Source organism: Megasphaera hexanoica (assembly GCF_043520715.1).
GTDB classification, from domain to species: domain Bacteria; phylum Bacillota; class Negativicutes; order Veillonellales; family Megasphaeraceae; genus Megasphaera; species Megasphaera hexanoica.
In genome coordinates this window covers 1,934,156-1,946,014 of the sequence record NZ_CP171361.1, presented here as the reverse complement: position 1 = coordinate 1,946,014, position 11,859 = coordinate 1,934,156, and the positions used below count along the sequence as shown (strand labels likewise).

Annotated in this window: 10 protein-coding genes; 9 read left to right on the top strand and 1 reads right to left on the bottom strand. The window is 51.2% G+C overall.

Annotated features, from left to right (window positions below; all coding sequences use genetic code 11):
- Position 1: 1 nt before the first annotated feature.
- From mreC to ACGTIC_RS09530, 9 genes are read left to right on the top strand one after another with little or no spacing between them, the layout of a single operon-like run.
- Positions 2–922, top strand: a complete 921-nt coding sequence (mreC, locus tag ACGTIC_RS09570) for a rod shape-determining protein MreC (protein WP_113855797.1) — start codon at positions 2–4, stop codon at positions 920–922.
- Complete coding sequence (mreD, locus tag ACGTIC_RS09565) at positions 919–1,425, top strand: rod shape-determining protein MreD (RefSeq protein ID WP_059075897.1); 507 nt, start codon at positions 919–921, stop codon at positions 1,423–1,425. Before mreC ends, mreD begins: the two co-directional genes overlap by 4 nt.
- Positions 1,426–1,453: 28 nt before the next feature.
- Complete coding sequence (gene mrdA, locus ACGTIC_RS09560; protein WP_059075898.1) at positions 1,454–3,289, top strand: penicillin-binding protein 2; 1,836 nt, start codon at positions 1,454–1,456, stop codon at positions 3,287–3,289.
- A gap of 21 nt (positions 3,290–3,310) precedes the next feature.
- On the top strand, positions 3,311–4,384 hold the full coding sequence (locus ACGTIC_RS09555) for an AAA family ATPase (RefSeq protein ID WP_113855798.1): 1,074 nt from the start codon (positions 3,311–3,313) through the stop codon (positions 4,382–4,384).
- A gap of 12 nt (positions 4,385–4,396) precedes the next feature.
- Complete coding sequence (gene rodA / locus ACGTIC_RS09550; protein WP_059075899.1) at positions 4,397–5,497, top strand: rod shape-determining protein RodA; 1,101 nt, start codon at positions 4,397–4,399, stop codon at positions 5,495–5,497.
- Positions 5,498–5,528: 31 nt separating this feature from the next.
- Positions 5,529–7,418, top strand: a complete 1,890-nt coding sequence (locus ACGTIC_RS09545) for a TIGR03960 family B12-binding radical SAM protein (RefSeq protein ID WP_113855799.1) — start codon at positions 5,529–5,531, stop codon at positions 7,416–7,418.
- A complete protein-coding gene (locus ACGTIC_RS09540; RefSeq protein ID WP_113855800.1) occupies positions 7,393–8,103 on the top strand; it encodes a TIGR03936 family radical SAM-associated protein in 711 nt (236 codons plus the stop codon). The genes ACGTIC_RS09545 and ACGTIC_RS09540 overlap by 26 nt, the downstream gene beginning before the upstream one ends.
- A 51-nt stretch (positions 8,104–8,154) precedes the next feature.
- Entirely contained in the window at positions 8,155–9,591 is a 1,437-nt protein-coding gene (locus tag ACGTIC_RS09535) for an Rne/Rng family ribonuclease (protein ID WP_075581100.1), read from the top strand.
- Between the two features lie 15 nt (positions 9,592–9,606).
- Entirely contained in the window at positions 9,607–10,884 is a 1,278-nt protein-coding gene (locus ACGTIC_RS09530) for a hypothetical protein (RefSeq protein ID WP_113855801.1), read from the top strand.
- A 220-nt stretch (positions 10,885–11,104) separates the two neighbouring features.
- Here ACGTIC_RS09530 and ACGTIC_RS09525 read toward each other — a convergent pair whose 3' ends face one another.
- On the bottom strand, positions 11,105–11,827 hold the full coding sequence (locus ACGTIC_RS09525) for an SIMPL domain-containing protein (RefSeq protein WP_059075904.1): 723 nt from the start codon (positions 11,825–11,827) through the stop codon (positions 11,105–11,107).
- Between the last annotated feature and the right edge of the window lie 32 nt (positions 11,828–11,859).

Below are 11,859 nucleotides of genomic sequence, written 5' to 3'. Positions count from 1 at the left end.
ATTGTATTCGTTCGGTAAAAAGAGTATCATCGTCGTACTCGTATTATTCATTATCATAGCTGTTGTCGGCTGGGCCTGGCGCCAACGGGATTCCCTGCCTTTTATTACCAAACCGCTGCAGATTGTGGCTGCGCCGTTTGAGTACGGTGCCAGCCGCATCATGGATACTCTGTCTTCTACGTTCCACATCGTAGATATCAGCCTGAAAAACCGCATTGAATGGGAATCTCTGGAAAAAGAAAATGCTGAATTAAAGGAACGCAGCGTCGATTATGATGAAATCCTGGCCGAAAATAAACGGTATCGCGAGCTTCTGGATTTTAAAGCTGCCCACCGTCAGTTCAATGTGCGGGCCGGTTCGGTCATTTCCCGTGATTATGGGACGTGGAGCAATACGATGGTCATCGATATCGGCAGTGAAGACGGCATTGAAGAAAATATGGCCGTCGTGACCCCGGCTGGCGTCGTAGGATTCATCAGCGACGTGTATCCCCATTCGTCGCGGGTACAGCTCCTGACTGATCCCAGAACGAGCATCGGGGCTATTGTACAGCGCCCGGAATCCCGCGTTTCATCCGTAGTCCGCGGGAATGGCAACGTCCCGACAGAACCACAGTTTGTCAATATTGCCAAAGACGCTGACATTCTCGAAGGCGATACGCTCGTAACGTCCGGTTTCGGATCCATTTATCCAAAGGGATTGTATATTGGCACCATCGTGTCCATTCACCAGGATGACAATGATTTCGTCAAATATGCCGTCATCCGTCCCGACGTCGATTTTTCGAAACTGGAAGAGGTGTTTGTCATTACTCATTCGACAGACAATTCCTCTTATGAAAAACCCGATGTTTCACCGAAGCTCGTGCCGCAGACACAACGCGATAAAGTAGAAGGAGTCAAAGGAGCTGCTACACTATGAGAAAATTAGCCTGTCTGGTTACGGCCTTCGTCGTATTCATACTGCAGGGATCGGTGCTTCCCTTCCTTTTCGGCGGCGTGACCCAGCCCAATCTGATTTTTCTATTTGTGGTGCTCATGTCGCTCCATCACGGAAAAAAAGTGGCAATCTATACGGCGCTCTTAGGCGGATTTGCCCAGGATGTCGTCCTTGGCAATTTCTTTGGCATCCACTTGCTGCCGTATCTGATTATCGCCTGCATAGCCAGCTACATCGGCCAGTACATAGAAGAAGAACAATGGCTGCTTACCTTGCTGGTTGTGCTGGCAGCGACTTTCCTGGACCTGGTCCTGACCTGCCTTGTCCTGCTCGTTTCCGGGCAGTATATCAATATCATCGCATATCTTGTTGAATTCAGTGTGCCCATGCTTATCTATCACGGAATCCTGGCGCTGCCGGTGAACCATCTGGTCTGGAAGCTGCGCCGTAAGGAAATGTATTATAGTTTTGCCGATTTCCGCTGACAGGCCTGAAGCACGAGGAGTGTAATACATGCTAGAAGCTTTAATGAAAAAAAAGAACCAGGACGGGCGGTTCCGCTATCTGTACTGGATTGTCATTTTTATCTTTGCGGCCCTGATCTGCCGACTAGTGTACCTGCAGTTGTTTGAAGGCAGCTATTATCATGGACTGGCAGACGGCAACCGCCTGCGGGCTATCCCCATAGCCGCCATGCGTGGTGTCATGTATGACCGCAATGGTCAGATCCTCGTCGGTTCCCGACCCAGTTTCATGGTTACTTACGTCCCGACAAAAAAGGGAATATCGGACGCTGAACTGGATTCTCTGTCCAAACTGCTCAATGTTCCCAAAGATAAGCTGCAGGAAAAGATTGCCAAGGGGAAAAACTCCTTTGAACCGACAATCCTGGCCCAGGACCTGACACAGGATATCGTCACCCGGGTGGAAGAACGGCGCAATGACCTGCCGGGCGTATCTGTCGATGTCCAGCCAATCCGCTATTATCCGTACAATTCCATGGCGGCGCAGGTATTCGGCTATGTCGGGCAGATCGACGAAGAAGATATGAAACGGCTCAAGGGACAGGAAGGCGTTTCCAGCATCACCCAGATTGGCCGGGCCGGTCTGGAAGCGTACTATGATGACCTGCTGCGCGGCAAGGATGGCGGCCGTCAGGTCGAGGTCGATGCCAGCGGTACGCCGGTCAAGGAAATGGAACGCAAAAACCCTGTACCGGGGCATAATTTTCATCTGACTATTGATCTCAATTTACAGAAAGCAACAGAAGATGCCCTGGACCGGCAGGTTGCCAACGGTATCGGTACGCATGGGATTGCCGCCGTGGCTATCGACCCCAATACGGGAGCTGTCCTGGCTATGGCCAGCCGTCCCTCCTATAATCCGAACTGGTTTACCCGGGGAATTACAGAAAAGGAATGGGCCCAGATCAATAATAATCCGGCTCATCCCATGGAAAACCGTGTCATCGCCGGCGAATATCCTCCCGGTTCAACCTTCAAACTGATTACCGGTACGGCCGCTCTGGAATTGAAGAAGGTCACGCCTGATGAATTGATTTTCGATAGTGGCCGTCACTGGCTGGTCGATATGCGCAACGCCGGCGGCGAAGCGCTGGGCTGGCTGAATTTTACGGAAGCACTGGCCAAATCGGATAACGTCTATTTCTATGAATTAGGGCGTCGTGTCGGCATCGATAAACTGGCCGAATATGCCCGCATGTTCGGCATGGGTAAAAAAACGGGTATTGCCCTGCGCGGTGAAGCGACAGGGCTGGTTGCCAGTGAAGAATATAAGAAGAAGAATTTCAATCAGGACTGGTATCTCGGCGATACATTCAACTCGGCAATCGGACAGGGGTTCCAGCTGGTTACCCCCCTGCAGGCTGCCATGATTGTCAGTGAAGTCGCCAATGGCGGCATCCAGTACAAACCATTCCTGGTCAGCCGCATCGACAATCTCGATGGCACGCCCTATAAGATTTTTGCACCTGAACAGGTGGGAACGCTGCCTGTTTCCAAATCCACCCTGGACCTGGTCCGGGAAGGGATGCGCAACGTTGCGGAAGAATCGGGGACAGCCGGTTCCTTGTTTGCCGGATTCCCCATCCAGGTAGCCGGCAAGACCGGGACGGCAGAAAATTTTGGCGGTGCCGATCATGCCTGGTTTGTCGCCTATGCCCCCTTTGATCATCCCCGCATCGTCATAGCCGTCCTGACGGAACAAGGCGGTTTTGGTGCCCTGGCTTCCGGCCCGGTCGCCAAGAGCATGCTGGAAGAATTTTTCCAGGTAGGCGCTTATGCTGATGGCAAGAGCCCTGCTCATGATGGGAAAGATAAAAAGAATTGATAGAGAAAGGAGCTATTTCCCATGTCCTATATAATCGCTGTTGCCTCAGGTAAAGGCGGCGTCGGCAAGACTCTGGTCACGGCCGCTCTGGCTGTCTCATTAGCCAAAAAGGGATATACGGTGCTGGCAGCCGATGCTGATATGGGTCTGCGTGACCTCGATTTGCTTTTTGGCGTACAGGATGAGGTCCTGTATGATGCCGTCGATGTCATGAAGCAGCGCTGCAAAGCAGAAGACGCTATTATACCGGTCATGCCGCACCTTGATTTCCTGGCGGCCAGTCAGAAACATACATGGGAAAAAGTAGATGCCCCGACCTTTCAATATACATTGGAGTCACTGGCTCCGGATTATGACTATATCCTCATTGATTGTCCGCCAGGGCGCGGGAAAGCTTACAAATATGCCGTAGCGATCGCCGACAAAATCCTCTTTGTCGTCGAACCGTCCTGGTCTTCCATCCGTGATGCATCCCGGGTCATGCAGTTCTGTAATAAGCATAAACAGTTCCATTATGCGGCGCTGCTCAATAATTTTTACGGCCATTCCGATGGTTTTGTCTCTGCTGATGAAGCATTGGAATCATTGCCGGCAGAGCATGTTGCCGGTATCCTTCCCCATGACCGTGCAATCAACCGGCTGGCCCAGGAAGGGGATATGATCCATATGGATGAAGGCCTTCCTTTTTACCAGGCCATGGAGCGGACCACAGCCTATCTTACGGAAAACGAACCTGTCCCTGTCGCGGAGCTCATAGCCGGCCTGCCTCATGAAGAAAAGACAATGCCTGCAGCAGGGGAAGGGAAGACAGGAGAAATTGCAATATGCGGTGAGAGCACAGGCGTGGACGAAGCTATTCCTGCCGGCGCAGTGGAAGAACTGGCAAAGGCCGCGGCCCACGTTATCCCCGGATGCAGAAACATGGCGGGTGGACTGGAAACAGTCCCACAGGAACAGGATGATAGGGAGTCTGGAAGCGGCTGTCCCGGGACAGAGACGGCCATTGACAAGAATCAGCCTGTTCCTTCCCCGATGCGCATATCATTGAAGCAGCGGCGCAGCCAGTCCCGCATGTGGCGTCAGTACCGCCGATAGGAGTCAGTAAGAATGTTTAAAAGAGAATGGAAAAATTTAGATAAAGTCATGTTATTTTCGACAATCCTGATTGTCTGCTGCAGTCTGTGTATCATTGGCAGTGCAACTCACATAAACAAAGGGGTCATCAATTACGATTTCGTGGCCAAGCAGGGCGGGGCATTCGTGCTGAATCTCCTGATAGTCCTGTTTTTCAGCCGCTTTGATTACACACGGCTGAAGCTTTTTGCCAAGCCTCTCTATGTGCTGAATCTGCTCATCCTGCTGGCGGTCATGTTCGTCGGTACATCGGCCCTGGGGGCGCAGCGCTGGATCCAGGTCGGCCCGATTACCATCCAGCCGTCGGAATTTTCCAAGCTGATTATGATCATCTGCACGGCAGCCTTGTTATCCAATAAAGTAGATAAACTGAATTCTTTTAAAAGCCTGCTTCCTATCGGTCTGTTTGTCGGGATTCCCTTCCTGCTGGTACTGAAACAGCCAGACCTGGGGACCAGCCTGGTATTTCTGGCTATTACTTTTGGCATGCTCTTTGTTTCCAATGTCAAAATGTCCCTGCTGCGGAATATCTTTGCCGCCGGCGTCGTTCTGGCGCCGATAGGATGGCATTTCATGAAAGATTATCAGAAATCCCGTATTCTCGTCTTCCTCGATCCCAATGCCGATCCGTTTGGTGCCGGATATCATATCATCCAGTCCAAAATCGCCATTGGTTCCGGTGAATTATTTGGCAAAGGCCTCTTCCAGGGGACCCAGAGCCAGCTGAATTTCCTGCCGGAAAACCACACGGACTTTATCTTTTCAGTCATTGGGGAAGAACTGGGCTTTATGGGCTGTATTGTCATTTTATTCTTATATTTCCTGCTCGTCTACCGGGGACTTGTCACGGCTAAAGAGTGCAAAGACCCCTTTGGCATGCTTCTGGCAACGGGGATTGTTTCCATGTGGGCCTTCCAGATACTGGTCAATGTAGGTATGACCTGCGGTATCATGCCTGTCACGGGGATTCCGCTGCCATTCATGAGTTATGGTGTCAGTGCCCTGACGACGAACATGCTGGCTATGGGCCTGTTGATGAGTATTTACATGCGGCAGCAGACGATGATTTTCTGATGCCGGTCTGCACCTGATAGGAGGTTTCTCTTTGTCACGAACTGTTGTAATCGATCCTGTCCTGCTGAGCAAAGTCAGTAAACCCGCCCGCTACGTGGGAGGAGAATGGAATAGTGTCGTAAAAAATCATGAAGACGTCAAACTGACGGTAGCCTATTGTTTCCCCGATGTGTATGAAGTGGCCATGAGCCATCTGGGACTGCGCATCCTCTATGCCCTGCTCAACGAACGGCAGGACGTGGCGGCTGAACGGGTCTATGCCCCCTGGCCGGATATGGAAGAGCTCATGCGCAGTAAAGGATATCCGCTTTTTTCACTGGAAACGAAGACGCCGGTCATTGATTTTGACTTCGTAGGATTTACACTGCAATATGAAATGAGCTTTACCAATATCCTCAATATGATGGATCTGGCAGGAATCCCACTGTTTTCCCGGGACCGGGGAGAAGACATGCCTCTCGTCGTTGCCGGAGGCCCTTGTGCCTATAACGCCGAACCACTGGCTGATTACATTGATTTGTTCTGCCTGGGCGAATCGGAAGAATCGGTACAGCTCCTGGCCGATACGATCATCGCCTGGAAAGAAGCGGGGAAACCGGGTGGCAAGAAGGGACTGTTGAAGCAGCTGGCTGGCCAGCAGGGAAATTATGTTCCCGCCTTTTATGAACCAAAGTATGGTAGTGACGGCCAATATCAGGGTCTTACAGTCGTGGAAGAAGGCGTACCGGCCCAGATTGAGAAATGTGTCGTATCGGATGTAGAACACGTGTATTTTCCGACGAAACCTATTGTGCCCAACATTGATATTGTCCATAACCGGGCCGTGCTGGAGCTGTTCCGTGGCTGCAGCCGTGGCTGCCGCTTCTGCCAGGCCGGGATGCTCTATCGCCCGGTGCGGGAGAAATCGCCGCAGCGGCTGGTGCAACTGGCGAAGGACATCATAAAAAATTCCGGCTACAACGAAATATCCCTTATGAGTCTCAGTTCAGCGGATTATTCCTGTCTTCCTGAACTGGTAGATCAACTGCTGGACGCTTTTAAAGACCAGAAAGTCAGTGTCAGCCTGCCATCTTTGCGCATTGACAGTTTTTCCATCGATATTGCCAAAAAGGTACAGCAGGTCCGTAAAAGCGGCCTGACACTGGCACCGGAAGCGGGGACGCAGCGGCTGCGCGATGTCATCAATAAAGGCGTCACTGAAGAAAACCTCATGCAGGCCTGCGAAAATGCGTTTAAGAATGGCTGGTCTACGGTCAAGTTATATTTCATGATGGGCCTTCCTACGGAAACCGATGAAGACCTGGCCGGCATTGCCGACCTGGCCTATAAAGTATTGAATCTATACCGCCAGATTACCCATAAAAATAATGGGAAAGTGACCGTTTCCGTATCCAGTTTTGTACCCAAATCGCATACGGCCTTCCAGTGGTATGGCCAGCTGCCGGTTGAAGAAATCCAGCGCCGTCAGCAATATCTCAAAGGGCTGATCCGGGACAAACATATATCCTATCACTACCATGATGCCAAAACGGGCCGTATGGAAGCCACCTTTGCCCGGGGAGACCGCCGCATGGGCCGCGTGCTCTATGAAGCGTGGAAACTGGGCTGTAAATTTGATGGCTGGACAGAATTGTTTGACTATGATAAATGGATGCAGGCCTTTAAGAATGCCGATGTCGATCCCGATTATTATGCCGCCCGTACGCGGTCTACGGAAGAACCACTTCCCTGGGATCATCTCTCCGATGGGGCGGGTAAAGCCTTTCTCAAGAAAGAATGGCAGAAAGCTGTCGAAGGCAGCCTGACTCATGACTGCCGCCATCTGAGCTGTACTGGCTGTGGCGTCTGTCCTTCGCTCGGTGTCCATGTCAAAGACTATAAGGAAGGAGACAGCCATGGAAAGATTACGTTTAGCTGTTAAAAAAGAAGGGGCACTGCAATTTCTTTCTCATTTGGATTTTGCCCGCTGTGTGCGCTACATCATCATCCGTGCCGGACTGCCTGTTTTGTATTCCGAAGGGTTCAACCCCCATATGAAACTGAGCTTTGCTTCGGCTCTGGGCGTCGGCGTCGGTGCCGATGTGGAATACCTCGATATGGAACTGGCAGAACCCGTACCCGTCACCGATGTCATAGAACGGATGAACGCTGCTTCGCCCGACGGTTTTTCCGTCCGGGACGGAAAGTACATCGATGCCAAAGCTCCCAAACTCATGGCAGTTGCCAACTATGCCGTGTATGATATCAAAGGACCCGCTGCGCGCCCGGTAAGTCAGGATGAACTGGACGGTATTCTCCAGGCATTCAATGAAGCGTCCGATGTGACCTATGAAAAGGTATCAGTCAAGAAAGGCCACAAAGTACGCCTTATAGCCGTGAAAAACCATATCGTCGAACCGGTGTCTGGCATAGTAGAAAAGGATGGCATCTGCCTTCGTGCGGGAATTCTGGAGACGGAAGACGGGGCTATCAAGCCGCAGCAGTTATGGGACGTGCTGATGGCACAGTTCGGTCTGCCTGTACAGGCAGATCTCGTTCTGGCCTGGCGGCGAGGCATCTATGTCCGCAAAAATGGAACGAATTATTCGCTGTTTGATGGTGTATAGCATATAGTAAAAGACGGAAGGCAGCGTCATTGCAAAGGCAGGTGAAGACGGATGAAGACAATTATTGGCAATATCATGCCGGAGGAAACGAGGATAGCCATTCTGGAAGAAGGGATGCTGCGTGACTTTTCCGTAGAGCGGAATGATGAAAATCACATTGTCAATCATATATACAGAGGGACGATACAGAATATCCTGCCGGCTATGCAGGCCGCCTTTGTCAATATAGGACGCAGGAAAAATGCCTTTCTCTTCCTTGGCGACCTATTCCCGCGGGCAGCGACGAAGGAACAGATCCAGCAGACCCGCATTTCTGTCGGTCAGAGTGTTCTCGTCCAGGTCGTAAAGGAAGAACAGGGCAGCAAGGGCCCGAAAGTGACGGCCAATATCAGCCTGGCCGGCCGCTATGCCGTGCTGATGCCGACAGTGGATTATATCGGCGTTTCCAAGAAAATCCGCGATGAAAAGGAACGGGACCGCCTGCGTGCCATAGCCAGCCAGTTGAAACCGGAAGGCATGGGCATCATTATCCGGACCGTCGCCAGAGATATAGCAGAAAAGGACCTCACGGCGGATATTACGTATCTCCTGCATACGTGGCAAAGCGTACTGCGCCGGTACGAACTGGCACGCAAGCCCAAATTGCTGTACCGCGAAGCCGACCTGGTCATGAGGACAATCCGTGACTATTGTACGGATGATGTAAAAAAAATCATTGTCGATGACAAAGAAGCCTATGACAGGATATGTCAGGTCCTGCCCGATGACGGCTGGAGACAACGGGTCAGTCTGTATCAGGGTGATGAGCCCGTATTTGAATTGTACCATCTGGAAGAACAACTCCGCTGCCTGATGGCCCGGGAAGTGCCTCTTCCTTCCGGCGGCAATCTCATATTTGACAGGACCGAAGCATTGACTGTCATTGATGTCAACAGCAGCCGGTATACGGGGAGCAGCACTCTTCAGGATACGATTTTTCACGTCAATAAAGAGGCTGCCGTGGAAATTGCGCGCCAGCTGCGTCTCCGTGATATTGGAGGCATCATCATCATTGATTTCATCGATATGGCCCAGTCGAACCGGAGAAAGGAAATCCTGGACATCCTCGAACGGGAAACCGCCCAGGATTGTACCAAAACCCATGTCATGGGCATGACCGCATTGAATCTGGTAGAAATTACGCGGAAGAAATCACGCCAGGGACTTCATCAGGTCCAGTTCAGTCCGTGTAACGTCTGCGGTGGTTCGGGATATCTCTATTCTCCTGAAACGGTAGCTATCCAGATTATCCGGCGCCTTCGCCATATGGTACAGGTGCGTCACGTAAAAGGAGATTTCCTGATTAGTGCCCACCAGGACGTGGTGGATTTTCTGAAGGAACGGAAACGGCGGGAAAGACTGGAACAAGAATTATCGCGGACCCTCCACTTCGAAGTGTCCGATCATCCGAACCGGGAAGTCTTTTCTATCTTATCGTGGCATCCATAAAAGGAGGCGTCTCATATGAATCCAATCGTAAAGGCAGTGACGAGCTGCCTTTTTTTTGCAGGTATGTGCTCCAGTGTGCTGGCGGCAGATGGGCAAAACGCATATCTCCAGTCTAAAGTCCGGTATGAAGCGGCTATGGCATCGCTGGCATCGTACGACGATAAGCCGGGACAACTGGCAAAGTCGGAATACCGGGATGAAGGATGGCAGCTGGAGAGCGTTACCCGTATCAATAAGTCCTCACAGGTTGAATTTATCGTCTTACACAAAAAAGCCGTAGAAGAACACCCGGCCCGCTATATCCTGGCTATATCGGGAACAGTAGACAAAAAAGATATCAAAAGTGATTTGCGAACCCACTCAGTTCCCTTTCACCGGGAAGACGGACTGGAGTCCGGACGGGAAATCCCGTCAGTACACAAAGGCTTCGATGACTACGCCCGGACAATCCTCGATGCGGATCTCGGGGGAAAAAAAGTAGCAGATACATTGTCTTCCCTCATCGCCAACAGGCAAGCTGAACTGCTTGTGACGGGTCACAGCCTGGGTGGTGCTGCCGCCGCGCTCATCGGTGCCCGTATGGCAGATCGTGGTTATTCACCGGGAGATATACACGTTATCTCCTTTGGTGCGCCTGCTGTAGGAAACCAGGCCTTTGCAGATGCCTATGGACAGGCCATGAATCTGGAACGCGTTGTCATAGAAGGAGATCCGGTCCAGCATATCCTGCAGGCGCTGCATACACCGTATGATCAGTTTGGAACGAAAATTGTCTGGAAGGATAGTCCTGATTCGTATCATTTCCGCCATCGCATGATCGTCTATGCCGATGCAGCACTCCGTAACTATTATGATAGTTTGTGGGCGTATGAACAGCAGACCGGCAGCCCGGTTTTCATTGAACGACACCCTGTCGTCCATTCTGATATATACGTGGCGCCGCCTGTGTTCACCCTTGATGAAGATATCCAGGATGATATGCCGTATATGCGGGCCGTCATTCATCATACCTTGTATCGTTCTATCAATGGAGCGGCTTTTTCACCGGCCTTTGGCGAGTCTATGGCTGAATCGTGCCGGGCCGCAGCACGGCTGCACAAGCCGTATATCATGCAGGAATATATTACGGTACAAAAGCAGAAAGAAGAAGAACATACATACCGCATCAGCGTATCCCGGCATATATACGATCAGCAGGGGAGATTCCTGTCGGCAGAGGAGTACACCACCGATACGAGCCTGTTTACTCCGATTCTGGCAGTTCTATATTGTCAGAAGCAAATAAGAATATAGAGTTATAAAGAGTTAAAAACGGTTATTTACTATTTATAACTGTTATGTAAATGCCTGTGCGCTGGAATGGAGACATCCGTGTTTTCCATAAACGAAAAGAGGCGGCGACGAAATGAACGATTGGGTTCATTTTGTCGCCGCCTCTTACGGATATCCCTGTCAGGGGATGCATAGATCCGCCTCTATCAGTCCGCCTCTATCAGGAAGACTATATAGTCTCTTACTGGATATAGAAGGTCATGCTGACGGTTTCACTCAGCGTGTTTGTACCGGCTTCGACCGGTGCCATATCGGCCGATTCGGCTTTCATCAGGCGGGCATTCATAGCTCCGGCGTAAACGCTGGAATAAGATGGCGTACGGCCGCTGATATTGATTTCTTTTACTTTTCCGAGCTGTCCGCCTGCAGCCGTAGCGGCAGCTTCAGCGGCACTGCGGCCGTTATGGACAGCTTCCTTTATCAGGTTGTTTTTAATGGTATCGGCGTGCTCATTGGTAAACGTCATTCCCATGACGCGGTTGGCACCGGCCTGGCCTGCTTTTTCGATGATGCGCGGGATAAGATCAAAATCAGAAACGCGGATGCGCAGATTGTTTGTCACGGTGTAAGAGACAATCTTCCTGCCATTCGTATCATAATTCGGGGTCATATTGAAGTTTGTCGTCTTCAGATCATCCTTAGTGACCCCCAGAGCCTTGACGGCATTGGCAACCTGGTTCATGACCAGGTTATTGTCACTGCGGGCCTTCTGGGCATTGCTGGCCGTGCTTTCCATGCCAATGGTGATGTAGGCTGTATCCGGGGCGACCTGTTGTTCTGCGTATCCCGTCACATTAATGACTGATGGGGCCTGTTCGGCTGCTTCTGTAACGGCAGGAGCAGCAGCGCTGGCTGTTGCCAGCAGGACTGTCAGGGTCAGAGCTTTTAAGAAACGATATTTCATATGTAGAGTACCTCCTTACTTTATTGTATCCT

Bases quoted from the DNA above. Each gene is read 5' to 3' on its own strand.
- rodA (WP_059075899.1), top strand. From the start codon at position 4,397: ATGTTTAAAAGAGAATGGAAAAATTTAGATAAAGTCATGTTATTTTCG.
- ACGTIC_RS09530 (WP_113855801.1), top strand. From the start codon at position 9,607: ATGAATCCAATCGTAAAGGCAGTGACGAGCTGCCTTTTTTTTGCAGGT.
- mrdA (WP_059075898.1), top strand. From the start codon at position 1,454: ATGCTAGAAGCTTTAATGAAAAAAAAGAACCAGGACGGGCGGTTCCGC.
- ACGTIC_RS09525 (WP_059075904.1), bottom strand. From the start codon at position 11,827: ATGAAATATCGTTTCTTAAAAGCTCTGACCCTGACAGTCCTGCTGGCA.
- ACGTIC_RS09540 (WP_113855800.1), top strand. From the start codon at position 7,393: ATGGAAAGATTACGTTTAGCTGTTAAAAAAGAAGGGGCACTGCAATTT.
- ACGTIC_RS09555 (WP_113855798.1), top strand. From the start codon at position 3,311: ATGTCCTATATAATCGCTGTTGCCTCAGGTAAAGGCGGCGTCGGCAAG.
- mreD (WP_059075897.1), top strand. From the start codon at position 919: ATGAGAAAATTAGCCTGTCTGGTTACGGCCTTCGTCGTATTCATACTG.
- ACGTIC_RS09535 (WP_075581100.1), top strand. From the start codon at position 8,155: ATGAAGACAATTATTGGCAATATCATGCCGGAGGAAACGAGGATAGCC.